Genomic DNA, 24,374 nt, shown 5'->3' on the forward strand with positions numbered 1-24,374 from the left:
TGAATGTATTGGAGCCAAAGAGTATAAAAAAATATATTATTGAGATCTATAATTTAGAAAGAAAATATGGACATGCGACCATATCAGATATTGCTGAATTACTTAATGTGACCGTTTCGTCTGCTTCAAAAATGGTTGCAAAACTTAAAAAACAAGGTTTTGTAAACTTCCAGCCATACAGAACTGTGACTTTGACAAAAAAAGGTTTAGAAATTGGAAATCAGCTAGAATATACCAATAAAACATTAGTTGAATTTTATAAATATATTGGGATCGAAGAAAAAAAGATTACACAAGAAGTGAAAGAAATTGAGGTTTATATTAATCCTGAAGTAGTGACAAAGATTAAAAGTTTCCTGGAGACAAAAGTAAAAAACGCTTGAAAGGAACCTTTTTCCAGCCACGAACCGTTGTGGCAACACACAAAAAGATAAAACTTTTTTCTCCTATAGCAATAGTGAATGCCGTTCCACTGAAAAGACAGACAAACCCTGCAACAAAAGAAAATTGCTGCCATTGATTCAGCGTTTTTGCATCCATCCCCCGCAGCATACCTCCACTTGAGATGATTACAAAGCTGATTAAAGGAACCCATTAAACTGCAAAGAATGCCCCTAAGGAGAGGAAATACCTCCATTGGGACATTCTTTCACTTTTGGTTTAAGTCATCATCATCCCCCTACTTATAAAAAATCTGTTCAAGCTTCACTCACAACAAAAAGCCCTTAAAGGAATAAACCTAAAAATGCTTCATTCTGTTGTTTTTTTGACCTCAAAGAAGGATACATCATGAATGCGTCGTATTTTAAAAATAACAAAGGAAGGAGAATGGGTATGGGGAAGAAAGAAAAATTGTATTACAAACGGGGTACGGAGGAACTGAAAAAGAAAAACATCCGTGCCCACAAACTGGTTCATGAATTCAATCATTCCCCAATAGAAGATTCAGCTAAAAAAGAGGAAATAATTAATGAGTTGTTTGGAAGTGCAGGATTAAATCCGGGTATTGAACATAATTTCCATTGTGATTTGGGCTACGACATTCATGTGGGCGACCATTTTTATGCAGGTTATAACTGTACAATACTAGATATGGCAGAAGTAAGGATTGGGAACAAATGTATGATTGGCCCGAATGTTGGTCTATACACGGGTGGCCATTCCATTGAGCCGAAAGATCGAAACAAAAGTGGTTATGCGGTTCCCATTAACATAGGAAATGATGTATGGATTAGCGGCAGCTCAGTGATCTTGCCAGGCATCACCATTGGAGATAACTCCATTGTGGCCGCTGGTTCCGTTGTGAAGAAAGATGTGCCTGCCAATACGATTGTGGCGGGGAATCCAGCGAAGATACTAAAAAGCATTTAACTTATAGACGCTTTTATCCAATAAAAAAACGCATGGAAGCTGGATAATCCATGCGTTTTTTCTGCTAAATTTAATTCCGATAAGCATTTTATCTGGAGCTGTCCCTCTGTGATATTAGATCAACTATCAAACGTTGTTACCCCACAGCTAAATCACTTAAATGACTTTCCCGTCCAGCCATAAGTTTAAGTGATTCGTTTAACAAATTAGAGTGGATGGCAAATGATGTTTCATCTCCTCTTTCAAGGTCCTGATCGATCTTAAATTGCAAATAGTTTATCCTCAAGTCAATGTCAATTAAAGATATTATTTGTTCGTTCATTAAATACAGCTCTAAATCTTCCGTAGCCATAAAAAAGGCATGTTGTTCATTTATCACCACGAAAACATACCAGCCTTTCGCCATCGTAAATTTACGTTCAGGAGTGACTTCGATTAGATCTCCTTTTTGGATTGTGATCGAGAATGCATGATAAGCATCAGGACAAAAACAATCAATATCATGTTGAAATGCTTTCATAGCAATATAATGTTCATTCATATTCTTCTCTCCTCTAATTTACTTTAAAAAGTATGTATTCTTTAACTTCCAGCAGAATCGATATCCTCTAATCCGCAACAAGGGCACTGGGAGGAGCAGCTTTCATCCTCTGCCTCTACAATAAAGCCACACCATTCACAAACATAGATTTTAGACGTCTTATACCCCTCCCAAAGATGTTTTTTATATGTAACCTTATAAGTGTAAATTATTATCATAACTTAAAATTAGTTTAATTGAAAATGATTATCATTGTCAAGGGTGTTAAGAAGAATGCTGCTACTCTTTTGGCGTTAGCTTAAATCCTATAACATCCTCAGTTCTCTTTTTATAAATGCCGTCCTGAATTTGGTGACATTTGTTTGTTTTACAGTTTCATAAAGACCTTTTTCATTGCACTGATTCTATTTTCCAGCTTTATGAACCTCTGATGGCGACCTTTTCTCCCGCTCCAATTCATGTTCCAGCTTCATAAACCTCTCATAGCAACCTTTTTCTTCGTTCCGCTCCATTTTAAGTTCAAAGAAACTCTTCTCCTGTAAAATAGATCCCTCTACCCACTCGTTCACCATTTCGACACAATCCCGCGTAAACCACCCTGACCTTTCCCTTCCCTCAACTGTATATAGAAGGTGAAAGGGTGGTGCATTTTAATGAATTTAAAATCAGGCAGTGTTGACCAGTTTGAACAATGTTCCCAGTTTAATAACCTACAGGAATTTAATGTCCATTTAGAGATGTGGCTTGCGGTGAATAAGGAGAAGTTTTCGAAGGGTGAGCTTGTTGGCCTAAAGCGGCTGGCGCGTTTTGCAGCCAAAGTTCCCGGTGTATCCAATGCAAAGATTGGAACAGTGTTAAAAGCAATCCACGAAGAATACAGCGGAAACGGAATTTCCCGCTCCACTTTTAAAAGGATGATCGTAAAAGCATCCGAGTTAGGCATATTCACAGTTCATGAAACAGAAAGAAAGAACGGATCCCAGTCCAGCAACTTATACATATTCAATCGCTTTCCCAAGAGTGAACCACCTAAGGAGAAAAAAATGGACCACCATAATAAAACTATTAATCTTTCTAAAACTAATAAAAATCAAAAGAATAATAAACGTAACGAAACCGGCCTCGACTACACATATACTAGCGATCGTGTTCCGAATGCTTTCGTTGATGCTGTGAAGTACTTTTTCCCTGAAGCAAAGTCAATCGAGGAATTTTGGAGAATGACAACTATTGCAGCTTACCGCAATAATCGCGAACAAAATAAGCTCCAGGTACTTGACACAGCCATTCATTCCTTTAAGCAGCTAATCGGGAAAATGAAATCAAGCATAATAGCTAAGCCAATCGCCTACTTTTATGGAATTCTGAATCAAAAATTTGAAGAACTTTACTTTGAAGATCTATTAGATATGGGCTTTTCATTGAATAACGATCAATCCTATATGGGCTTTTTCTACAAATAATAAAAAAAGTGAATTTTTCTTAAAAATCGGCGAGTTAGACCCTTCTTTCGGGGAGTTTGGTACCCAAACTCGGGCGTTTAAGGGGTAAACACAACGAAACTCGACTTTTTTTCGATTCGCAAAAAAATCGTTTTCCCGCTATGTTAAAGCTACCCGGGAATACTTAGAGCGCGCGCTTTCCTGAAGGGACACAAACATGGAAAGCTTTGAACAGACAGCAGCACAATTTGATCCAATGATACACAAAATCATGAACAGTCTGAACATTTATAAAAACAGAGATGAATTCTATCAGCTGGGGGTAATTACACTCTGGAACGTTTGGAAAGACCATGATCCAAAGAAAGGTCCGTTCATTTCATATGCCTATGGTTTTGTAAAAGGGAAAATGATGAACGAATTAACAAAACAAGCAAACCATAAGGCTCGTTTTGTCTATCCTAAGGAAGAATTCTGGGAAGCCATCGAGGAAGTTGTTGAGGATTCGCAGGAATTTAGCACCACCGACCTGCTTGATGATTTGTTAAAAAGCTGCAGAACTTTATCAGAAAATCAAAGAAAATGGCTGAAGTATACCTTGTGTGATCAACTGACAGTCAGGGAAATTGCAGATAAAGAACAAGTCTCCCTGTCAGCAGTCAAAAACTGGCGCCAGGGAGCCCGGGAGAAATTAAAATTAATCTATGATAATAGCGGCAAATTAAGCACACTCATTTCATAACAGCCGCTCTAATATCAAATACCAAACACCTTACATTTATCGTAAAATTTCGTTATTCCAATGCCAAGCAGTTTATTTCCGTGAATGCGTAAATTTCCGTTTTTTTCGGAAAAGTTCAGTCGCTATTATTCCGCATTTCCGGAAGATGGTGTCTCTTTTAAACATTTTCCTAACTTTTTAAATTCACCCTGTCCTTTTTGCCTAAAAAAACGTATATAGAGTGTGAAAGGAGGTGATCAGCATGGCACAAGCAAATATCATCGATACAAAACTTCGCCTTGTTTTTGAAACGGGCTTGGATGAACAAGGGAAACCTATTCACAAGTCCAAAACCTACAGCAGCCTGAAGCAATCAGCTACACCAGACCAGCTATATGCGGTTGGACAAGCTGTTGCTTCGCTATCCACCTACCCGTTGGCAGCACTAAATAGAAATGACAGCTTCGATATCGTAGGCTAATTCTTTCTATTAATATCCTAAACTGGCAGGGAGGTGAAACAGAATGGCGAAAACGTTAGAAATGACTTTCCTTTCCGATATGGGAAAGCCATCTAAATTAACAATTGACAATCCAAAGGAGCCAATTGACCCGATTGCTGTCAAAGCAGCTATGGACCAAATCATTGCTGCCAATGCCTTTGTCGGCAATGGCGGTGACTTTGTTCAAGCACAGGGAGCTAGATTGCTTGAGCGCAACGTAACTGACTATGATCTAGTTTAATTCGAAGAGGCCGGTTTCTTTCTGAACCGGCCTTTTTTATTAATCTGTTATTGAAAGGAGCAAACATCATGGAACAGATGGTCACATTGATCAGCGAACTCGGCTTTCCGATCGTTGTCACGCTATTTCTACTGAACAGAATCGAAGCCAAACTCGATGTCGTGGTGTCCTCAATCCAGGGACTGCCGGATCGGTTGAGGGAATAAAAGTATAATAATCTCCCTTGATTGAACTTATTTCAGGGGAGGTCTCTCCGGAAAGAAAACCGGTTTCAAAACGTAAATTCCTCTCCTCTCCCCTCACTAATCGCTTTTTTATAAACTGCAGATGCAACCATGGTATCGAGATAGCCGATACCAACCGACTTGTAGAGGGTAATTTCGCTTGGTTTCCCTCGCCCGTTTTTCTCTCCACAAATGATTTCACCGATTTCACCATAAATGGAATCCGTACTCCATAAGCCCTCTTTGTGTGGAACAAGGAGATCTCCTGCTTCATGCAAGGCCCCTTCCAACGTATCGACCACAATTTTATTGCTCCGTATAAGTGTTTGGACGTCAACCTCCTGCATATGCGGCTGATAGGAGCCAATTGCATTTATGTGAGTCCCTTCTTTTAGAAAAGAACCATCAAATAGTGGCGTTGAACTTTTAGTACTGCAAATCACAATGTCTGCTTTGCTCACAGCGATATTGGCATCCGCTTGAATAGAAATAGTTCCTTTCCATTCCGGATATGCAGAATGGAGCTCTTCTTTGAATACTGCAGCCCTCTCTATTGTCCGGTTATATAATAGGATATGTTCCAAATCGGCAACAGCCATTACTGCTTGTATTTGTCCGATGGCTTGCGCACCACAGCCCAAAACAGTACAAGCTTTGGAATCTTTCCGTGCTAAATATTTAGTGGCTACACCGCTGGAAGCACCTGTTCTTAGAACGGTTAAGTAGCTGGCATCCATTACAGCAACATGTTCCCCTGTCTTCGCATCCGTAAGTAAAATCACACCTTGGAGAACTGATCTGCCTTCGTTAGCATTGTGTGGAAAAATACTTACAACTTTAATAGCTGTATAGTTTTCCGGCTCGATATATGATGGCATATATAACGTTTCCGCATTGAATTTTTCATGTGGAACGGACATCCTAATGGGTGTCTGCGTTTTATCCGCATGACCATACCCAAACGCTTTCTCAACGTCTGCTATACATTCTTTCATTGAATATAGTTCTTTAATGGTTTCCCTATTTAACATCAGCAATGATTCCCACTCCAATACACACTTAGGATTTTGAGTAAATGCAATCTGTGTTTTAGCAGAAGTTTCTATATCAATCGTTCCGATTGGTGACCTATTATATGAATCTAAATCTTAATAAATATTTTTATATCCAATTCCTATACTGTAACTTTACGCTCCTTATTACTTGAACGCTGTGTTGTAAATCGGTCTGGTGCAAAAGGTGATAGATCGATAGTTGACTTACCGCTTGTAATTAAATCAGACATTGCACTGCCTGTTGAAAGAGCCATTGAAATTCCGCTCATAGCATGGCCGGATGCAATGAATAAATTCGCAAATGGAGGTACGATCCCCAGAACCGGCAAACCATCCGGCGTCATTGGTCTCATACCGCACCAAGCCTTCTCTTTTCCATGAATCGGAGACCTTAAATACTGGGAGGCAGAGCTTCTTAAACTGTCTATTCTTCTATGGTCAAGATCGGAATTTAACCCCGACAATTCCATTGTGCCTCCAATTCTGACAGAATGATTAAACGGACTGATGGTGACCATTGAATCTCCTAAGTATAGAGGCTGCTGAAACTGAATAGAAGGCGAAGAAATCGTAAGGCTGTAGCCTTTTCCTGCAGTCATCGGAACTTGGATTCCTGCTTTATTTAATAACTGGCCGGCCAATGCACCAGTGGTTACAAGAAAGTGGTCCCCTTCAATTGTTTTCTCTCCTATTTTTGCAGCTGTAATCTTTTCACCTTCACAAATGAAACCCGTTACTTCCGCTTGGGACCTCAGCTCTACCCCATTAGCAACAAGCCATTCTGTTAGATTGCTGGTTAACGATTCAGGGCGGACATGACGTTCAGCAGGGAGATATATTCCTCCTGCGACAGAATCAGAAAGTGCTGGTTCCATTTCTATAACTTCTTTTTTTGTTTTTGCAGCCGGTGCCGGTAACCCAAACTCTTCAACAATGCGGTAGGTATCCAACTTTTCTTCTATGTAGCTTTTTTTTAAAAATACAAAAAGCAGGCCTTTACGATGCATCTCAAATTCCAGTCCGTTCTCTTGTTGAAGCTCATCGAATAATCTTAGCGTATTTCTGCTTAATTCCAATCCTGCTCTAAATCCATTTTGGTAGGCGTCTTCACTGCAGTACTTCCAAAACCGTAATAACCAAGGGGACAATGCCGGTATAACTGAAGGTTTAATATAAAGAGGGCTATCTCGTTTTAACATCCACTTAAGACTTGTTTTCACTAAACCAGGTGCTGGGACCGGATCGGATAAACTCGGACAAACCCACCCCATATTCCCGCTGGAACATTCAGCGCCAGGCTCCCCTTTGTCAATCAACACAATATCTAAGCCCTTTTTTCTAAGAAAATACGCACTAGCAAGGCCAATGATTCCACCGCCAATAATGATTGTTTTCGTCATTTCCTCTCCACCTTCTAAGGTAATTGAATAAACAGTTTCTCTTTGAATATATGCTCCTGTCCGGGGCTCCTTCTTGAGCAAGCAACCTAATTTTAAACGAGTATATATTAAAAATATTCAGAAATAAAGGTGTAAATTAAATGATAATGCCACGTTTTTGAAAAAGATTTTTGTGGATTTTCACAATTAGGCTCTCGTACGCTTGACATATAGTTCTTAAAAATCATTTGATTAATAGGGTAAAAATACTATAAACTCGCTTCGTTCAAACAAAATTTTCGTGAAAAATATACATAGATTAAGTGATTCGGAAAGATTATATTTAAAATACAGAATTTTTAAAAAATACCGAATAGTTATCAGCGATCGCTTTTAAAGGAGGGTGGATTCTTTTGTGTTCAATGTTCGGTATATTTCATCAGCACGAACTCTAGCTAAGCAGATAAGATCTTACGCTTTGAAGAGGCTTGATAACAAAGGGGGTTGGTTTTTTTGAAGGATAACCAAGTAATTTGGGGATCAAGAATTGGCTTTATATTAGCTGCAATGGGTATGGCTGTCGGAACTGGTAATATCTGGCGTTTCCCGCGGATGGTTGCTGAACATGGCGGCGGCTCTTTCTTGATTGGCTGGGCATTCTTTTTGTTTCTTTGGTCATTGCCGCTTATTATGGTTGAAGTGTTTATTGGAAGAAAAACCAGGATGGGAACAATGGGCTCTTTTGGGGAGTTTATCGGCAAAAAATTTGCCTGGTTCGGTCCAATTATCACCATTGTTTTAGCAGGAATTACTTTTTACTATTCTGTTGTAGTAGGTTGGACTTTTAAATATTTCATCTTGGCTTTACAAGGAACTTTCACAGAAAAAATTGATTCAGCTGCACAGTGGGAGAATTTCGTTGGTCATTCTGCTGAACCTGTCATCTTTCATTTTATTGCCGCCGTACTCTGTGGTGTTGTTGTATTTATTGGGGTTACAAAGGGTATTGAAAGAATGTCAAAACTTTTCCTTCCACTTTTATTCCTCTTGCTAATCTTTACTGCTTTCCGTTCCGTTACCTTACCAGGTGCAATGGAAGGGCTTTCTTATATGTTTACACCACAGTGGGAATATTTAGGGAAAGCTTCAACTTGGCTTCAGGCATTGTCACAGTCTGCCTGGTCGGTTGGCGCTGGATGGGGGTTGTATGCAACCTATGCCATTTACACAAAGAAACGTGATGATATTGCTCAAAATTCATTAACTGCTGGACTTGGTAATAACTCTGTAGAATTGCTTGCTGGTTTAACGATTATTCCGGCTATCTTTGCTCTGGCACCTTCACAAGAATATATTACTCAGGCAACAAGTTCAGGGAATACTGGTTTAACCTTTATCTATATGGTAGAACTGCTTAACGTCATGCCGCAGACTTATATCTTTGGAATTGCATTTTTTGGGGCTTTGGCATTTGCGGCCTTTACCTCATTAGTGGCAATGGTCGAATTAATTACAAGAAACCTATCAGATTATGGAATTCGCAGAAACAAAGCAATCGTGCTAACCGTTGCTTTAATATTTATTGGCGGTATCCCTTCAGCACTAAATATGAAGATATTCAATAATCAGGATTGGGTCTGGGGAGTAGGCTTACTGCTTTCTTGTTTCTTGTATTCATACGCTGCGATTAAGTACGGTGTGGAAAAGATGCGTGACGAAATAAATGAAGTCAGCTTCATTAAAGTGAACAAGTGGTGGGTTTATTCCATTAAATATTTTATCCCTGCCTTATTTGTAATCGTGACTGGATGGTGGCTATACCAAGGTGTGACATGGTATCCGGACACTTGGTGGAAGCCATTCGAAGAATTCAATGTCGGAACGATCGTGCTTCAACTTGGAGCAGCTTTCCTGCTTGCATTTGGACTGCTCCGCTTTAACAGCAAATTAAGAAGCTCTGTGAAGGAAGAAGGTCTAAGCGATCGAGAATCTTCAATGCCTTCAAACACAGACATCAAGGAGGAATTGTAATGACTGCTTCAGCAATTTTTATGATGGCCGTAACCTTAGGCTTATTCTGGGGCGGCTTTTCCTACATGGTATATAGGACCTTAACGACAGATTACGACGACAAATAAAATAGATAAAATTAGAAGGGGCAGGTCCTATTCAGTTTCTGGATGGAACCCGCCCCTTCTTTTATTTATTCTGCATTAACATATTCTTTATTTAGCAAATAATTATGCACTTTGCGGCTAACGGATATCCCGTTTTCAATTGCACCGTCAATGAAGCCCGCCCAGCCGTTTGCATAGGTGGTTCCTGCTAAAAATACGGAGTTTTCAGGGGTACTCCATTCCTCATGATAGGTGGTTAACTGCCCCGGCTTTAGCATCGGCCAGGTTTCTCTTGAATATTCGTCATTTACCCAGTCATGGCCTGTGCTTTCAATGACTTGTATGTCGGGAATCCAGCATTTCAAAGCCTCTTCTACAGCTGCCCTGTCATTAGGATTTAATTTTTCAGCACTTGGTCCAAAACCAACCAGGATACTATCGCCATTAACATAACGATCTAAATGCACAGAATTCAAGGGGTAGCTGCCAGGTGCTAAGGCATCAAACGGCTCCAATTCCCCTTTCACTTTAGCCCAAACTTTCACTCCTTTTGAAGTTTGCCCCCGTTTAGAAGATTCCCGCTTGGCTGCAGAAAGCGGAGGTTCGAAATGAATGTTATTAAGAGTTGTCAATGGCACGGTTACCATTACCGCCTTTGCCGTAAAATATTCACCTTCTGCTGTAAAAACTTTTGCAGCCCCCTCTTCATGCTCAATCCGTCCCACAATGGCCGAAAGCTTAATGTCTGCACCGCTGTCCTCAGCAATAGCTTCTATTAATTTTCTGGTCCCCTGTTTTAATCGGTAGCTCGAAACCATCGCACTATGGGTATCCCACTTTCCTTGTGAGAAAGCCCACCAGCGAAAGATTTGGGTTACGGCCCCTTCAGCTGGATCACCGCAATAATCCGATGCAATCCAGCCATGTAAAATGTCATATTCCTCTTTTGTTAAAGCGAAATCGTGCAAAAATTGTTCTGCGGAAACGTTGTCCAAATCGCGAAAACTTTGGGTTTTCAACGGTTCAAACGGTATGGGCATATGTTTATTGCTTTCTCTCATCAATCTTTCAACCGTATTTCTCAGTTTCTCTTTAAATTCCGCTGCTGGGGCAGAATATGGTTTTCCATCAACAATCCAATAAACCGTTTCTGTTTTTGGTCCGGAAGCAAGCTCAAGGCCATATCGGGTAATTTCCGTCCACACATGCGGCTGATGCCAATGGACATAGGTTCCTCCCATTTCAAGATCTGTATCTAAACGGTGATCCACCCAGGTGCGGCCTCCAATCCGGTCACGAGCCTCCAAAACTAATACTTTATTACCTAAAAGCCTTAATTCCCTCGCAGCAGTCAATCCTGAAAAACCCGCTCCCACAATAATTACATCATAATTCTGGGTATTTGCCATTGTAAGTCTCCTTTCTTTTCAAGAAATAAACTGCAGCACCCTTATAGGAACTGCAGTTCTGGCTATTTTATATTTCATCCCCTACAGCTGGATTTGTACCACTCTCTGTGTTAATAGGCAGTGTGATGTTTTTGCGTGTATACATAAAGTAATAATACAAATAGCATAAACCTATGAAACCAAAGCCCCAATACAGCGAAGACCGCTGCGTCGGATCAAAAGCCATAACTGCGAATATAAGCAGGCACATAGCAATACATAAAATCGGGATAAAAGGATATAGTGGAACCTTGTATTTTAAATCCTCCACTTTCCCGCCATTTTTTATATATTGTCTGCGGAATCCGATTTGAGCTGCAGCAATTGCTAACCATGTAAGTGTTCCGCCAATTCCGCTTACCGCCAGCAGTACTACAAATAGTGTATCTGCTGCTATATAACTGGTTAATAGAGATAACAAGGCAAATCCGAGTGTCACTAAAAGGGCATAAGCAGGTACGCCACGTTTGTTCAGCTTTCCAAAGATTTTTGGAGCCATTCCCGTCTCAGAAAGTGAATACATAATCCGTGTACAGGCGTATAGCCCAGTGTTGCCAACCGAGAGGATTGCCGTCAAAATAACAAAGTTCATTATATCGGCTGCATATGGAATACCTACCATATCAAAAACAGTTACAAACGGACTTTCCAGAACTCCCGCTTCCTTCCAAGGAACAATCGCTGATAAGACAAAGATAGCTAAAACGTAAAATAACAGGATTCGGAAAACGATGGTGCGAATCGCTTTTGGGATATTCTTTTCCGGTTCTTCCGTTTCTCCTGCGGCTACACCCATAATTTCGGATCCTTGAAACGCGTAGATGACGGACATCATCGATATGAAAACACCAACGATCCCAGCGGGAAAAATACCGTCACCAAAGAAATTGGATACATAAGGAGCAGGTGTGTTGTCCATCGATATAACTCCAAAAATGGCTGCTAACCCGATAATAATGAAAAGGATGACAGTAAGAACTTTAATTCCTGCAAACCAATACTCCGTTTCAGCAAAAGCTTTCGTAGTGAGTGAATTAATCGAAAACAGAAGAACTATGAAGATTGCACACCAAATCCATGTTTGAACATCGGGAAACCACCTCTTCATTAGCAAACCTGCTGCAACAAACTCAAGCCCAACATACATGGCCCAGCTTAGCCAATAGACCCACCCGATTACAAAACCGGTGGCGGGGCCAATAAACTTGGTGGCATGAGCCTGGAAGGATCCCGAAACAGGCATAACAACGGATAATTCCCCTAAACAAACCATTGCTAAATACATGAGCAAGCCGCCAACAAGATAAGCCAGAATTGCTCCTGCTGGCCCAGCCTCTCCGATTGCATAACCCGATCCAACAAATAGCCCTGTCCCAATAATTCCGCCTAGGGACATCATAAATAAATGACGACTCTTCATTTGCCTTTTTAATTTTGTTTGACTCATCGATTTTCACCCTGCCTTCAGTTTATAATTAAACAGATATTAGTAAGCGCTTACACTCCGGCTTAATCGATGGCTGTAAAAGTTCCCTGAGGCAGCGGAAGCACTTTTTCAAGATCCCGCTGAATAAGTAAATGAAAATGATGAACGAGATTTTCTGTCATTGAGAATCTTCCTTGTGAATAAGCCCCTGTCTCAATCCCCTTTTGAACCATTTCACAAATATCGAGGTCCTCTTTTCTAACAAGCTCATCCATCGCCATAAGCTCTTGTTCTTCTTCCGTAATCTCCCCGGTCAGGAAAAACGTTGTATAAACATATTTCGTGGTCTTATGGTCAATTGGTATTGATTGGTGAATAGAAAGATTGGCTGGCCCTGGATCGAATGAAAACCATGTGTTTGGATAAAGCCAATAATATCTTCCTCCTTGTCCAAGTCCGAAGTTCATTTTCTTTCCCTTCAAAGGAGTCCCTTGATAAGAATAGTAATCGTACATGGACATCTCGTACTGCTTCATATCAAGCTTCGAAACGAGTGTTTTATGTACGATTGAACAATGATCGCACTCAAGATAATTATCAATTCCTATCTTCCAATTTGATTTGCAAATTGTTTCTTTAACACGAACTTTTTTTAAGCTGCTGAGGTCATATTTCGAAACATGCTGGAAAAGATCAGGATACTGTGTCTTCATCGAAACAGCGTCCGGATCAAGATTTACAAAAATGAAGGAATGAATGATTTCCAGTTTAATTGTTTTTAAGCAGAAATCCTGGTAGTCGAAATGGTCACATCCATTCATATTGGGCGCTCTTAGCAGTGAACCATCTGTACGGTAAGTCCAGGCATGGTAAGGACAGGTAAAGACCGATTTATTGCCCTCTCCCTCTGCAAGCTTTGATGCCCGATGAGAACAGACATTATAAAACGCCCTAATATCTTCGTCCTGTCCGCGGCTGATGATGATTGGACGATCAGCCACTTCCGTTGTAAAATAGTCGCCTGGGTTGCTTACTTGGCTTAAATGCCCGACATATTGCCATGTCCTGCGAAAAATCTCTCTCTTCTCCGCTTCAAGAACTTTTGGATCGGTATAAAGCCAAGCCGGTAAAGTATGGGCTTCACTTAACGTATTGCTGACTCTCACTTCCTTCAAAGATTTTCCCCTCCTTCTCTTCCATTCCACATACCAAACATTATGATCAAAGTGTTAATAAAGTAATTTTAAATTAAAAATATTCTGAATTATATGTTTAAATTAAACAAAAACATGTAATCTATAAAATTAATTTTTAGTTTTTTTATCTAAAAAACTGCAGGCTTAACAAAGCATGCAGTTCTTTTTACTCAATATTTTAATGATAGATTGGTTAATCATTTACTTGCATTAAAAACCTTTTGGTTCGTTCTTCCTTGGGGCTATTAAAGATTACCTCAGAGGTCCCTTCTTCTATAATCACTCCACTATCCATAAAGATGACCCGATCAGCAACCTCTTTTGCAAATTTCATTTCGTGTGTTACTACCACCATTGTCATGCCTTCCTGTGCTAAATCCTTCATAACCTGTAGAACCTCTCTGACAAGTTCTGGATCTAATGCTGAAGTGGGCTCATCGTAAAGCATGACTGCAGGGTTCATGGACAGTGCACGTGCTATCGCAACTCTCTGCTGCTGTCCTCCTGATAATTGGGATGGGTAATGGTGACAGCGTTCTCCGAGTCCTACCTTTTCAAGGAGAGAGTGAGCGAATTCTTTCGCCCTTTCCTTCTCCATCCCCTGCACGACAATTGGCCCTTCCATCACATTCTCTATTGCTGTTTTATGGGGAAACAAGTTAAATTGTTGAAAAACAAACCCCGTTCTTTTTCGCAGCTCTCTTATTTCATTTTTGCGAATTCGATTCGATTTTCCTCCGGCAACTATTTTTTGAGACCCGATTTTAATGGTTCCTTCTGTTGGTTCCTCTAAAAATGTTAAGCAGCGGAGGAGTGTTGACTTCCCGGAACCGCTGGGTCCCATTAATACCACTACTTCACTTTTATTAACAGAAAGGTTTATTCCGTGAAGTACCTCTATCTCCCCAAACCTCTTTTTAAGGTTTTGCAATTGTATGATACTCATGATTCCCCCCCCCGATCACTGAGATTTGCTGTAAATGCTAGAACAAATTTTGTGGAGTATCTTTTTATCAATAGATGAGATAGACCCTGCTATCTCAGGACTGCTGCCTGCGGTGAAAAACTTAATGTCTCTAACTGATCATAGACATGCTTTTTATATGGCAATATGCTTGGAAGCCCGTTTTTCTAAGCGATCCAAAATGGCTGTGAAGCACGCAATCATAACCCAATATAGTCCAGCAGCTACTAAATAGATCGTTAATGGTTCGAACGTTTTTGCGATAATTAACGAAGACATTTGCAGCAATTCAGTTACTGTAATGACAGAAACCAAAGAAGTATCCTTGATTAAAATGATAAAGGTATTTGACATGGTTGGTATGGCTACACGAAGGCTCTGTGGCAAGATGGTATGTCTCATTGCCTGGCTATAGGTCATTCCCAGTGAGACAGCCGCCTCCATCTGGCCCTTGTCAATCGATAGTATGGAAGCTCGAAATGATTCAGATAAATAGGCGCCAGCGTTTAAGCTCAGTGCTAGAATTCCTGATGGAATAGGATCAAGTTCAATATTGATTTGCGGCAACCCATAATAAATAACAAAAATTTGCACCAGCAATGGTGTCCCGCGAAAGATCGATACATACGCTTCAGCCAATCTTACCAATATGGTCATTTTTGATATTCGCGCCAATGCTGTAAAAAATCCAAGAAAAAGTGCAATCACTATGGATATTACAGCTAAAAATATGGTCATTAACGTTGCATATAATAAAGGCGGCAAGGCTTCAATCACAATTAAAAAATCCATAAGCACTCCTCCACTTTAACTATCTTTCAGCCTGGTTTAGGGCATAAAATTTCAAACAAGAACTTCTTCCTTAAATTCAATCCTGATTCCTAAATCATTTAATTGCTCCATAAACGGGGCAAACCGGTCTTTAATAATGAGTTCTTCTACCGCTACAATTCCCTTTTCTTTTATTTTTCCTTCAGCAATCCAATTGGCCAATAGCATTGCAGGGAGTGCCGTCGTTTTGGCCATAGAGGTAATATTGCGCTCGTGGTCGTAGAAATCGACCATTTCCCAAGTATACTTAGTTTGAGTGCCGCCCTTTCGCCCGTTTACTTCAACACGCAATACCGTGATGTCTTCCTTCGATTTTCCTTGAAGTTTTGGAGCTAATATTTTTTCAGACAATGCACGCGGACGAATTAGCGCTCCATTTATTTCAACTGGTTCATCATCAAAAAAGCCAAGTTGGCTTAGGAAGTTCATTCTTTCCCAATGCCCTTCGTAGCGTACTGTTTTTTCATATAGTCTTTTTACTTTATCCTTCAATGTATAGGCAGTACTATGGGCATCTGTTACAACGGCTTCACACATTCCGACCGGTTCAGGAAATGTCATTTTTTCTAATCCTGATAACGGCGGAAGTTCAACCAATGCTCCATCTTCAGCTGCCAGAGCAGGCCTTGTATACAGGCCTAATACGCTTTCGAGCCGGAACACAACCTGGTACCATAAAGGAGGCTCTGGAAACCTCGGAATGCCTCCGCATGTCATGACCGCTTCATCTGCTTCATCTAGTAATTCTATCCCTTGGGCTGCCAGGAAGTTGGTCATTCCCGGAGCAACCCCGCAGCCAGGTACGATAATGACACCAGCGTCTTTTGCTTTTTGATCAAGCTTTATTTTTTCCTCAAAGTTTGAACCAACTAAATCTACTAAGTTGCATTTTTCCTGGATCGCAGCTTGAATGGCTGCTAGGCTTAAAGAATGCGGCAAGCAAGCTACAGCGATATCTGCTCCTTTTAGGACGCTTTTAATATCTTCCACTGTTTCCAGCGAAGCCTTTTTACCTGTGACCTTTGGATTGCCGGCTATTTTCAGGCATTTTTCCACACTATTTTGATTTACGTCAACCGCAGCAACCGCTTTAATCCCAGGAAACTTTGCCAATTCACTCACAACCGTCGTGCCTATCATTCCAGTTCCTAAAACAACAGCGCGCATATATACGCCTCCCTTTAGCCCTTTTGTTTTTCCTAAAAACTAATAAATGAATTACACGATTTTTTACAATCATAGGAGTATGGAAATTTCTGTACTTTGTGGACATTTTAGTTTTCTAATGGCTCAGTTCCAAACCATTTCTTATAAATTTCGGAATAGGTTCCATCTTCCTTCATATCTCCTAAAATCTGATTGACTTCCTTAACAAAGTCTTCATTATCTTTCTGGATGGCCATCCCGATTTCATCTTTATTTACAATATCGCTGCTAACCTTAAGCGGCAGATCATTTTCTTTAATGTTGTAGCTCATTAATAACTGATCGTTAATAATGACGTCCAGCCGTTTGTTCATCAAATCAGCAATGTAATCATTTACAGCCTTGTATGTCTTAACATTGGCCCCGTCAACACTGTTTGCGACTTCTTCAAAGGTGGTTCCTCCACCAACACCAACATTCTTCCCTTTGATATCTTCTAATTTTGTAATTCCATCAGTATCCTCTCGAGTAATTAAAACAGAGCCTGTCACAACGTATGGGTCAGTAAAATCTACGCTCTTTTTCCGTTCCTCAGTTACGGTCATTTGTGCAATGATAATATCAAACTTATCCGATTTTAAGCCTCCAATAAGGCTCTCCCACTTTGTAGCAACAAACTCAGTCTTTGCACCTAGCCGCTTAGCAATTTCTTTAGAAATATCAACGTCAAAGCCATCATACTTTTGATCATCATTTAAAAAATTGAATGGAGGATATGTACCCTCAAAGCCTACTCTTAATACTTTAGAGTCCTTAACCCGATCTAACCCGCTTTCTGATTTGCTTCCCCCGGTTTTTTCACTGCCCCCGCAGCCAGCCAGCATTCCCACAATGATTAGAAAAACCAATGAAAGTAAAAAGCGCTTCCTCATCTTTTTTCCCCCTCGTTTTCAATATTTCAGAATGCAATCACAGATGGCTATAAAAACTCAAAGTCTATTTTTTTCAACACTCCAAAATATTGTTGTTCAAAATTGTAGAACAATCTACATAAGTAGTGTAAACTTATAACTAAATAATTGTCAATATTTTTTGAATATTTTAATTATTGTTATTTTAAGATAAAATTAATTCTATCTAGTCTGAAATAGGATTAAAACGAGGAGGAATGTTGAATGAAAAGAGTTTCCATGGAAGAAACCGTTTATAACAATATTAAAACTGCCATCCTTTCAAGAAAACTGGCACCCGGAAAGCAGTTAGTGGAACATAATCTTTCTAACTCTTTAGGAGTAAGCCGCACTCCTATTAGAAACGCAATGAAGAAATTATCACTTGAGGGATTAGTAGATATTATCCCAAATAGAGGTGCATTTGTAACAAATCCCCCTAAAGAAGAAATGATTCAGGCTTATGAATTGCGTGCTAAATTGGAATACCTTGCCGTTATCCAAGCTATGAATTCTTTAACAGAAACTGATTTTAGAATTATTCAGCAAAACCTTGAAAAAGAAAGAATAGCACTACATAAAAGAAACTCGGAGGAATATGTACATTACAATAAAGAATTTCATATCAGCATAACACAAAAGTGCAGGAATAAGTTTTTAAATGAGTTTATCTTGAGGCTTATTAATCAAACGAATATATATCTTATCCTTTTCGATGATTTTTTCTCAAATCCCGAACAAGAACCCTACAGTCCGGATGAACACTCCACCATACTTATGCTCATTCAAAATAAGGATGCGGAAAACTTAAAAACAGCATTAGAAAACCATTTTAAACGCGCAATAACAAGCTTGGAAACTCACTATTATCGATATAAAGAAATAGACGAAATCTTTTGATCCGACTCAACAAGTTTTTTCATATTCTGAAAGATAGCATTGAATAGTGAAAGGAAATCGAAAATGAAAATCCTTAAAAATATTGCACAGGACATTGTTGAAAAAACAAGTGAAATTTTACAATACCCGATTAGCATTACCGATAATGAAGGATATATCATCGGCTCTACCGATCAAAGCAGAATCGGTATTTTTCATCGCCCCTCCCTTGAGGTCATTAAGAAAAACACAATGGTCTATTGCAAAAATAAAGTGGATAAGAAAATCCTCCCTGGAGTGTCTGCTCCATTAAAGTTTAATAACAAAGTCATCGGTGTTCTGGGTATTGTCGGCAATCCTGCTGAGGTAGAAAAATATGTGCAGCTTGTCAAAAATCAGGTCGAAATGATGTGCCAGGATGCCTTTCGAAAAGAAATGGCGGAACTTAAGGAGAAAATGGCTGAAATGCTTGTACATCAGCTTATTCACTATAAAGAGTCTGCACAGGAAGAGAAAGACCATATATTTCAATATTCAAAATGGCTAGAATTCGATATGCGGACTGATCGCGTGTGTATCATTATAGATATTGCCAATCCGGCACCAGGAGAGCGGAACTTTTTTGGGGACCTCTCATTTCAAAAAGAGGTTTTAAGTTTCCTAAAGTTAATTTTCCAGGACAATGATAATGATATCGTTTCTTTTCTTGATTTTAAACGATTTATTATTTTTAAATCCATGCCCTTCCCACATTCTTTCCCTGCTATGCTGGAAAAACTGGATGAGAATCTTTCGAAAATCAATTCATTCCTGGAGGCTAAATACAGTGTTTCGGCAAAAATGAGTGTGGGTGACGTGCAAAATGGCCCAAGCGGATATTCTGATTCCTATCAAAACGCCATTAAAGCCATGAGCATAGGGCTGGGATTTCAGGACCAATCCAATATCCATTTATATAATGAGCGGGAAGCAATGCTAAGTCTTTTGCCAAGAGAACTTGCTCGAGACTATAAGAATAAACTGTTAAAAATGGTATCGCCCCTAATGGAGCAGGACAATTATGAGGTTTTAGCTTCAACCTTTCTCGGCTTTTGCAAGTACAATATGAATTTGAGCGAAGCATCAAGGAATATGTTCATCCATCGAAATACGATCATTTACAGGCTTGAAAAAATAAGTGAAATTACGTCCTTGAACACTAGCAGTTTCGAACATTGCATGCTCCTGTATACTGCCATCCAATGTTTCGAAGAAATGAAATCATAAAGGCTAAACCCTCTGTTTCTTCAAACGACACCTTCGTTAAGAGCCCAGCCCTTTACGAAGGTGTTTTTTTAGTAAATGGCGTCTTCAATAATAAGTTCATTCTCTGCAAAACGCTCAACTCTTAAGGGCGTTAAATCAAGTGTATCGTATTTCCCGGTCCGGATCAGTTCAGAAAGGCATTTCCCGACCGCCGGAGCCTGCTGCATTCCGTGGCCGCTGAATCCAAAGGCCACATAATATCCTTTCATTCCAGGATATTTGCCAAGAATAGCATTATGGTCTTTTGTATTAAAATCATACAAACCTGACCAGCCTCTTTCAATTTTCGCGTGTTCGAAGTTTTTAATCCGATTGGCAAGCACAGGCCAAATATGTTCCTCAAAAGCTGACCTTCGCCATTTGAAATTCATTCCCGGCTCAATTTCTTCTGCATATCCGGAGATGAATTTTTCCCCTTCATGACGGAAATAGACCCCCGTTGGATCCATTGTTAATGGAAGATAATTTTTTAAAGGTTCCTTTATATCAAATTGAAAAATTTGTCTTGGGAGTGGTACAACAGGAAGCGGCAAACCTGCTTTTTCCCCCAATATAGATGCCCAGGCACCGGCACAATTCACCACAACCGGAGCATGATATTCCCTTCCGTCCGCAAGCTTGATGCCCTTCACTTGTCCCTGATCTGTAATGAGGCTGTCCACCTCATCATATATATACTCCGCTCCTAGATTTTTTGCGTTCTTCACATATCCCAGCATTACAGAGTAAGGATCTAAATAGCCGCTTTCACTGCAGAATAATCCCCCGGCAATATCTTCAATATTCAACTCGGGGATGATGCCTAATAGTTTCTCTCCTTCAAGGAGCTGTGAATGAATGCCGTTTTCATTTTGAAGCCTTAAATGTTTTTCAAATCGGGGCATCATTTCATCAGTAGCTAGAAAGAGGTACCCTCTTTGCTTAAAATCGATTTCAGCTTTTTCACCGTCGACTGCCATGTCCCTGGAGAAATTTTTGTATATTTGCAGACTGTATTTGCTTAATTGCATATTGATGACAGTTGTATATAGCTGCCTGAATCCTCCTGCACTTCTCGGTGTTGAAGCATATTCGTACAGCCCATCTTTTTCAAAAACAAGAATCTTACCCGTAAATCCATCGTTTAACAAATGATAAGCAATACTTGAACCGATGACTCCGCCGCCAATAATGATAATATCCGCCTTGCTTGGCATTCGCTTCCCCGCCTTTCATTGTAGCTTTTTATAGTAATAATGTTACTCATTTGAATGGCAGGTGGCTATGTGCATATTATACGGAAAAATAATATTTTGAATATTTCTAATTGTCTATTTTAACAAGGGATTTTGCGATGGAAGGAGAATCTATTAATATACGAAATATTCAGGTAAAGGAGCGGGCAATTTGGGCTTTCTAAAAGAAATCTCTCAGCTTATCGTCGAGAATACCTCAAAGATAATTGAGTATCCAATTAGTATTAGTGACAATAAAGGCAATATTATTGGCTCGAGTGATGTCGGACGATTAGGAAGTTTTCATCAGGCCTCGCTCGACGTGGTCGAAAGAAAGAAAACGATTTCCTATGAACCGGATGAAGTGAAAGATCTGAATAATGTTCTGCCTGGAGTGGCATCCCCAATTATGATCAACAATGAACCGATTGGGGTCCTGGGGATTGTCGGGGAGCCGGCAGAGGTAAAAAAGTATGCCCAGCTTGTTAAAAGCCATGTAGAACTTATGTGCCATGAATACTTGAAAAAGGAAATGAGTGCCCTTGAATCAAAGACCCTTGACAATTTGATTCGCTATCTTCTAAATTCACAAAAACCCGAGGATTTGGAATACAGTGTAAGATATGGGAAAATGCTCGGATATCATCTGGATTCCTCACACAGCAGGATCTGCTTTTTAATTGCAATCGACATTGGAATGGATTCCAGCCAGTCATCGAAACAGGAAACCCAGTTGCCTGATAAGTATTCATGGCATATCCTGCAAAATAATGTCTCGGAAATATTGCGATACTATTTAGTTGATAATCAGGAAGATATCCTTTCCCCCTTAACACTGGATCAATTTATCCTGATCAAAGCCATTAATAAAGAAGAAACACATGATCTCTTCATCAAAAGGATGGAGCATAAGATCCATAGGCTGTTCAAATATTTAGAGGCAGAAAATAGCTACCAAGCTAGTATTTCAATTGGAAGTGTCAAAAGTGGAGTACATGGAATAAAGGATTCCTATCAAGCTGCATTAAAAGCATTAATAGCCGGGAAAAGAACTAACAGCTCACCAAGGCTATTCTATTATAATGATTGGAATATCATTTTTGAACTTGTAGGCAATGGATTAAATCAATATGTAAAAGCAAGGCTTAAGGAAAAATTGCAGGATTTCATTGACCATGTGAATTATCCGACACTGGCTAATACCTTTATGGCTTACTGCAAGTGCAACATGAACATGAGTGAAACCGCACGGATCTTGTTTCTTCACCGAAACTCCCTCGTATACCGAATGGAAAAAATCAATGAGCTTACCGGGTTGGATATTTCCCGTTTTGACCACTGCATGCTTTTATACTTTGCTATTAAAAATTCAGGGATAAGCGGAATCCAAGAGTCACTGGAAATGAACGAAACAGAAGAAAGCTTCTCAACATATTAACTTAGCAGCGTTTAGTAATGTAATAAAAAAAGGCTGTTTTCTTATAGATTATTGTTTAGCTTGTAAATGATGCCCGTTGATTTCCGTTGCGGGCACGCAGCGAACCCGCGGGGAGGAATGAGAGCCTCCTCGGCTTCGCCTGTGGGGTCTCTCACCCCCTCTCCTCCCGCAGGAGTCAAGTGCCCTCCGCTCCAATCAACAGGGTGCTTTAACAGAGCCTTAAGATTAAATTATAAATATAGTGCGTTTTTTACAAGCTGTGCATTCCTTTAACCAGGAATGCTGTTTTTTTATCGAACAAACTTAGTGGTTTAGGTCCATAACTGTTTAAATCTCCATCTAGAGTCGTATGGAAAATTCAGCCTTTAATTGTATTAATGGATTTTAATTAAATTGTTATATTTTAATTAGTTATAAAAATATTGAAAAAAATAAAAGAAAGTGGAGATTAAAATGTATATTCTAAAAATTGTACCTAAAATGTTTTTAATATGCTTTATATGTATTTTGTTTCTACCAACAGTTCAAGTTTCAGCAGAACTAGAAATTGAGAATAAGCTCAACAACTATATAGAAAACTATTTAGAAGAATATCAGGTGCCTGGTGCATCGGTCGCAATTGTTAATAATGGTGAGATTTATTATTCAAAATCATGGGGTGTTACGGGAGAATCTGAGGAAAAAGTAACTACTGAAACTCCTTTTACCATAGGATCAATAAGTAAACCATTAACAGGTTTAGCTATAATGAATTTAATAAATGAAAATACTGTTGAGCTAGATGATCCCGTACAGAAGCATATTCCATGGTTTACTTTAGAAGATAAAAAAGCAGCATCACAAATTACGATCAAACATTTACTTACCCAATCAAGCGGGATAAGTACTTATACAGGGTTAACAATATCAGATAAAGAATCTAAAGATTTTCATGCAATAGAGAATAATGTGGAAAGCTTATCAAACGTTAAACTTACCGCATCACTTGGAGAAAAACATCAATATAGTAATGCAAATTTTTTAATTCTTGGTGCTCTCATTGAAGAAGTTACCAATCAAACATATTCAAAATACATGGAAAAAAACGTGTTTCAGCCATTAGGGATGAAGAATGCAGCAGCTGATCATGAATCAGCATATAATAAGGGATATTTAAGTGGATATCAGTCTTGGTTCGGTATCCCTCAAAAAAGTTCTGTCACATATGATAATGGTGGTGCTCCTTATGGATACATAACGGCAAGTGTAAAAGATATGGTTCAATACATTAAATTTCTAAGTCAACAAGATTTCAACAATTTTTTAAATGAAGAGAACATGAATCTATATTTAACTCCACATATTCAAACAGGAGATAACCGTTATTATGGTTTAGGAATACGAATCTCAAATTTAGACAACAAAGACAAAATGCTATGGCATTCAGGTTCAACACCTGATTCGCATGCAGAACTGTTTTATATTCCCGAAACAGATTGGGGTGGAGTGATTCTTACAAATAAAAATAATTCTTTAGAAGAAGAAGGACTATACTACCTGAAATTTGGTATTATTAACATTCTAGACGGAAATGAACCAGTTGAAATTCCAGAAAATACTCCGACAATTCAATTAGTTACTCTTTTATTTATTTGTTTACTTTTAGGATTGTTCATTTATTTATTAATAATAATTAAGTCAAAAAATATTCTTAAAAGATTCATATGGCGAATATTTGGAGTTATTTGCTTAAGTTTATCTATTGTTCTCATTCCGCTACTTATCTTTAGTGTAGGGGCCCCATGGCATGCTATCAGAATGTTTTCCCCTGATTTAGCACTTTTAACAATAGTGACAGTAACCTTATTAGCGTTAAACGGCTTATTATCGGTAAAAATATCATCCAAGAAGTTAAAGAATAACTTTTAATAGTGTCCAAGTAGCGTATCTATCCGGTATAAAGTTTCTTTATCATTCGATAAAATGTATAGAACTGATTATGTGT

Annotated in this window: 26 protein-coding genes; 13 read left to right on the forward strand and 13 right to left on the reverse strand. The window is 39.2% G+C overall.

Annotation, left to right across the window (positions count from 1 at the left end; translation table 11 throughout):
- The first annotated feature begins 8 nt into the window (after positions 1 to 8).
- The gene (locus DFO73_RS01835) at positions 9 to 383 is read left to right on the forward strand and encodes a metal-dependent transcriptional regulator (RefSeq protein ID WP_110063082.1); all 375 of its coding nucleotides are present in this window, start codon (positions 9 to 11) and stop codon (positions 381 to 383) included.
- Here the strand turns inward: DFO73_RS01835 and DFO73_RS28275 are convergent.
- Positions 346 to 540 carry a hypothetical protein gene (locus tag DFO73_RS28275; protein WP_142669499.1) on the reverse strand — a complete coding sequence of 65 codons (195 nt, stop codon included), beginning with the start codon at positions 538 to 540 and terminating at the stop codon, positions 346 to 348. The two genes, DFO73_RS01835 and DFO73_RS28275, sit on opposite strands and share 38 nt — an antisense overlap.
- Before the next feature lie 294 nt (positions 541 to 834).
- On the opposite strand from DFO73_RS28275, the gene DFO73_RS01840 reads away from it, so the two are divergent.
- Positions 835 to 1,371, forward strand: a complete 537-nt coding sequence (locus DFO73_RS01840; protein WP_258309142.1) for a sugar O-acetyltransferase — start codon at positions 835 to 837, stop codon at positions 1,369 to 1,371.
- A gap of 136 nt (positions 1,372 to 1,507) precedes the next feature.
- On the opposite strand, the gene DFO73_RS01845 is transcribed toward DFO73_RS01840, so the two are convergent.
- Positions 1,508 to 1,912, reverse strand: a complete 405-nt coding sequence (locus tag DFO73_RS01845; protein ID WP_110063083.1) for a hypothetical protein — start codon at positions 1,910 to 1,912, stop codon at positions 1,508 to 1,510.
- Positions 1,913 to 2,316: 404 nt separating this feature from the next.
- A complete protein-coding gene (locus DFO73_RS28405; protein WP_181395884.1) occupies positions 2,317 to 2,484 on the reverse strand; it encodes a hypothetical protein in 168 nt (55 codons plus the stop codon).
- 81 nt (positions 2,485 to 2,565) lie between these two features.
- Between DFO73_RS28405 and DFO73_RS01850 the strand changes: the two genes are divergently transcribed.
- The 5 genes from DFO73_RS01850 (at position 2,566) to DFO73_RS01870 (ending at position 5,024) form a co-directional block, all read left to right on the forward strand.
- Positions 2,566 to 3,375 (forward strand): hypothetical protein, encoded by an 810-nt coding sequence (locus tag DFO73_RS01850; protein ID WP_110063084.1) that lies wholly within the window; start codon positions 2,566 to 2,568, stop codon positions 3,373 to 3,375.
- 196 nt (positions 3,376 to 3,571) lie between these two features.
- On the forward strand, positions 3,572 to 4,096 hold the full coding sequence (locus tag DFO73_RS01855) for a sigma-70 family RNA polymerase sigma factor (RefSeq protein ID WP_110063085.1): 525 nt from the start codon (positions 3,572 to 3,574) through the stop codon (positions 4,094 to 4,096).
- 241 nt (positions 4,097 to 4,337) lie between these two features.
- Positions 4,338 to 4,556: a DUF1659 domain-containing protein gene (locus DFO73_RS01860; RefSeq protein WP_110063086.1), complete on the forward strand. Its 219-nt coding sequence runs from the start codon at positions 4,338 to 4,340 to the stop codon at positions 4,554 to 4,556.
- Positions 4,557 to 4,599: 43 nt separating this feature from the next.
- Entirely contained in the window at positions 4,600 to 4,818 is a 219-nt protein-coding gene (locus DFO73_RS01865) for a DUF2922 domain-containing protein (protein ID WP_110063087.1), read from the forward strand.
- Positions 4,819 to 4,886: 68 nt separating this feature from the next.
- Positions 4,887 to 5,024, forward strand: coding sequence for a YvrJ family protein (locus tag DFO73_RS01870; protein ID WP_048010265.1), 138 nt, complete (start codon positions 4,887 to 4,889; stop codon positions 5,022 to 5,024).
- A gap of 65 nt (positions 5,025 to 5,089) precedes the next feature.
- On the opposite strand, the gene DFO73_RS01875 is transcribed toward DFO73_RS01870, so the two are convergent.
- Both DFO73_RS01875 and DFO73_RS01880 read right to left on the reverse strand, forming a co-directional pair.
- Complete coding sequence (locus DFO73_RS01875) at positions 5,090 to 6,079, reverse strand: ornithine cyclodeaminase family protein (RefSeq protein ID WP_110063088.1); 990 nt, start codon at positions 6,077 to 6,079, stop codon at positions 5,090 to 5,092.
- A 137-nt stretch (positions 6,080 to 6,216) separates the two neighbouring features.
- Positions 6,217 to 7,497, reverse strand: coding sequence for an NAD(P)/FAD-dependent oxidoreductase (locus DFO73_RS01880; protein ID WP_110063089.1), 1,281 nt, complete (start codon positions 7,495 to 7,497; stop codon positions 6,217 to 6,219).
- A 492-nt stretch (positions 7,498 to 7,989) separates the two neighbouring features.
- Here DFO73_RS01880 and DFO73_RS01885 point away from each other — a divergent pair, with 492 nt between their 5' ends.
- Positions 7,990 to 9,507, forward strand: coding sequence for a sodium-dependent transporter (locus DFO73_RS01885; RefSeq protein WP_110063090.1), 1,518 nt, complete (start codon positions 7,990 to 7,992; stop codon positions 9,505 to 9,507).
- Entirely contained in the window at positions 9,507 to 9,614 is a 108-nt protein-coding gene (locus tag DFO73_RS01890) for a MetS family NSS transporter small subunit (RefSeq protein ID WP_110063091.1), read from the forward strand. The genes DFO73_RS01885 and DFO73_RS01890 overlap by 1 nt, the downstream gene beginning before the upstream one ends.
- A 65-nt stretch (positions 9,615 to 9,679) precedes the next feature.
- On the opposite strand, the gene DFO73_RS01895 is transcribed toward DFO73_RS01890, so the two are convergent.
- The 7 genes from DFO73_RS01895 to DFO73_RS01925 form a co-directional block, all read right to left on the reverse strand.
- Positions 9,680 to 11,002, reverse strand: a complete 1,323-nt coding sequence (locus tag DFO73_RS01895; protein WP_110063092.1) for a flavin monoamine oxidase family protein — start codon at positions 11,000 to 11,002, stop codon at positions 9,680 to 9,682.
- A gap of 67 nt (positions 11,003 to 11,069) precedes the next feature.
- Positions 11,070 to 12,488, reverse strand: coding sequence for an amino acid permease (locus DFO73_RS01900; protein WP_110063093.1), 1,419 nt, complete (start codon positions 12,486 to 12,488; stop codon positions 11,070 to 11,072).
- A 62-nt stretch (positions 12,489 to 12,550) separates the two neighbouring features.
- Positions 12,551 to 13,633 (reverse strand): aromatic ring-hydroxylating oxygenase subunit alpha, encoded by a 1,083-nt coding sequence (locus tag DFO73_RS01905; protein WP_258309226.1) that lies wholly within the window; start codon positions 13,631 to 13,633, stop codon positions 12,551 to 12,553.
- A gap of 223 nt (positions 13,634 to 13,856) precedes the next feature.
- Positions 13,857 to 14,609: an amino acid ABC transporter ATP-binding protein gene (locus DFO73_RS01910; RefSeq protein WP_309042965.1), complete on the reverse strand. Its 753-nt coding sequence runs from the start codon at positions 14,607 to 14,609 to the stop codon at positions 13,857 to 13,859.
- A gap of 153 nt (positions 14,610 to 14,762) precedes the next feature.
- Positions 14,763 to 15,419 carry an amino acid ABC transporter permease gene (locus tag DFO73_RS01915; RefSeq protein ID WP_110063095.1) on the reverse strand — a complete coding sequence of 219 codons (657 nt, stop codon included), beginning with the start codon at positions 15,417 to 15,419 and terminating at the stop codon, positions 14,763 to 14,765.
- A 51-nt stretch (positions 15,420 to 15,470) separates the two neighbouring features.
- Positions 15,471 to 16,625 carry a saccharopine dehydrogenase family protein gene (locus tag DFO73_RS01920; RefSeq protein ID WP_110063096.1) on the reverse strand — a complete coding sequence of 385 codons (1,155 nt, stop codon included), beginning with the start codon at positions 16,623 to 16,625 and terminating at the stop codon, positions 15,471 to 15,473.
- Positions 16,626 to 16,732: 107 nt separating this feature from the next.
- The gene (locus tag DFO73_RS01925; RefSeq protein WP_110063097.1) at positions 16,733 to 17,536 is read right to left on the reverse strand and encodes a transporter substrate-binding domain-containing protein; all 804 of its coding nucleotides are present in this window, start codon (positions 17,534 to 17,536) and stop codon (positions 16,733 to 16,735) included.
- A 243-nt stretch (positions 17,537 to 17,779) separates the two neighbouring features.
- Between DFO73_RS01925 and DFO73_RS01930 the strand changes: the two genes are divergently transcribed.
- Complete coding sequence (locus DFO73_RS01930) at positions 17,780 to 18,454, forward strand: GntR family transcriptional regulator (RefSeq protein WP_110063098.1); 675 nt, start codon at positions 17,780 to 17,782, stop codon at positions 18,452 to 18,454.
- A 63-nt stretch (positions 18,455 to 18,517) separates the two neighbouring features.
- Positions 18,518 to 19,699: a CdaR family transcriptional regulator gene (locus tag DFO73_RS01935; protein WP_110063099.1), complete on the forward strand. Its 1,182-nt coding sequence runs from the start codon at positions 18,518 to 18,520 to the stop codon at positions 19,697 to 19,699.
- Between the two features lie 68 nt (positions 19,700 to 19,767).
- Here DFO73_RS01935 and DFO73_RS01940 read toward each other — a convergent pair whose 3' ends face one another.
- Positions 19,768 to 20,934, reverse strand: a complete 1,167-nt coding sequence (locus tag DFO73_RS01940) for an NAD(P)/FAD-dependent oxidoreductase (protein WP_110063100.1) — start codon at positions 20,932 to 20,934, stop codon at positions 19,768 to 19,770.
- A gap of 190 nt (positions 20,935 to 21,124) precedes the next feature.
- Between DFO73_RS01940 and DFO73_RS01945 the strand changes: the two genes are divergently transcribed.
- Both DFO73_RS01945 and DFO73_RS01950 read left to right on the forward strand, forming a co-directional pair.
- Positions 21,125 to 22,390: a CdaR family transcriptional regulator gene (locus DFO73_RS01945; RefSeq protein WP_110063101.1), complete on the forward strand. Its 1,266-nt coding sequence runs from the start codon at positions 21,125 to 21,127 to the stop codon at positions 22,388 to 22,390.
- Positions 22,391 to 22,843: 453 nt separating this feature from the next.
- Positions 22,844 to 24,298: a serine hydrolase domain-containing protein gene (locus DFO73_RS01950; RefSeq protein ID WP_110063102.1), complete on the forward strand. Its 1,455-nt coding sequence runs from the start codon at positions 22,844 to 22,846 to the stop codon at positions 24,296 to 24,298.
- Positions 24,299 to 24,374: the final 76 nt, after the last annotated feature.

Origin of the sequence: Cytobacillus oceanisediminis (assembly GCF_003182355.1) — a bacterium.
GTDB lineage: Bacteria > Bacillota > Bacilli > Bacillales > Cytobacillaceae > Cytobacillus > Cytobacillus oceanisediminis_A.

Bases quoted from the DNA above. Each gene is read 5' to 3' on its own strand.
- DFO73_RS28275 (WP_142669499.1), bottom strand. From the start codon at position 540: ATGGATGCAAAAACGCTGAATCAATGGCAGCAATTTTCTTTTGTTGCA.
- DFO73_RS01840 (WP_258309142.1), top strand. From the start codon at position 835: ATGGGGAAGAAAGAAAAATTGTATTACAAACGGGGTACGGAGGAACTG.
- DFO73_RS01845 (WP_110063083.1), bottom strand. From the start codon at position 1,912: ATGAATGAACATTATATTGCTATGAAAGCATTTCAACATGATATTGAT.
- DFO73_RS28405 (WP_181395884.1), bottom strand. From the start codon at position 2,484: ATGGTGAACGAGTGGGTAGAGGGATCTATTTTACAGGAGAAGAGTTTC.
- DFO73_RS01850 (WP_110063084.1), top strand. From the start codon at position 2,566: ATGAATTTAAAATCAGGCAGTGTTGACCAGTTTGAACAATGTTCCCAG.
- DFO73_RS01855 (WP_110063085.1), top strand. From the start codon at position 3,572: ATGGAAAGCTTTGAACAGACAGCAGCACAATTTGATCCAATGATACAC.
- DFO73_RS01860 (WP_110063086.1), top strand. From the start codon at position 4,338: ATGGCACAAGCAAATATCATCGATACAAAACTTCGCCTTGTTTTTGAA.
- DFO73_RS01865 (WP_110063087.1), top strand. From the start codon at position 4,600: ATGGCGAAAACGTTAGAAATGACTTTCCTTTCCGATATGGGAAAGCCA.
- DFO73_RS01870 (WP_048010265.1), top strand. From the start codon at position 4,887: ATGGAACAGATGGTCACATTGATCAGCGAACTCGGCTTTCCGATCGTT.
- DFO73_RS01880 (WP_110063089.1), bottom strand. From the start codon at position 7,497: ATGACGAAAACAATCATTATTGGCGGTGGAATCATTGGCCTTGCTAGT.
- DFO73_RS01890 (WP_110063091.1), top strand. From the start codon at position 9,507: ATGACTGCTTCAGCAATTTTTATGATGGCCGTAACCTTAGGCTTATTC.
- DFO73_RS01895 (WP_110063092.1), bottom strand. From the start codon at position 11,002: ATGGCAAATACCCAGAATTATGATGTAATTATTGTGGGAGCGGGTTTT.
- DFO73_RS01900 (WP_110063093.1), bottom strand. From the start codon at position 12,488: ATGAGTCAAACAAAATTAAAAAGGCAAATGAAGAGTCGTCATTTATTT.
- DFO73_RS01910 (WP_309042965.1), bottom strand. From the start codon at position 14,609: ATGAGTATCATACAATTGCAAAACCTTAAAAAGAGGTTTGGGGAGATA.
- DFO73_RS01915 (WP_110063095.1), bottom strand. From the start codon at position 15,419: ATGGATTTTTTAATTGTGATTGAAGCCTTGCCGCCTTTATTATATGCA.
- DFO73_RS01920 (WP_110063096.1), bottom strand. From the start codon at position 16,625: ATGCGCGCTGTTGTTTTAGGAACTGGAATGATAGGCACGACGGTTGTG.
- DFO73_RS01925 (WP_110063097.1), bottom strand. From the start codon at position 17,536: ATGAGGAAGCGCTTTTTACTTTCATTGGTTTTTCTAATCATTGTGGGA.
- DFO73_RS01930 (WP_110063098.1), top strand. From the start codon at position 17,780: ATGAAAAGAGTTTCCATGGAAGAAACCGTTTATAACAATATTAAAACT.
- DFO73_RS01935 (WP_110063099.1), top strand. From the start codon at position 18,518: ATGAAAATCCTTAAAAATATTGCACAGGACATTGTTGAAAAAACAAGT.
- DFO73_RS01940 (WP_110063100.1), bottom strand. From the start codon at position 20,934: ATGCCAAGCAAGGCGGATATTATCATTATTGGCGGCGGAGTCATCGGT.
- DFO73_RS01950 (WP_110063102.1), top strand. From the start codon at position 22,844: ATGTATATTCTAAAAATTGTACCTAAAATGTTTTTAATATGCTTTATA.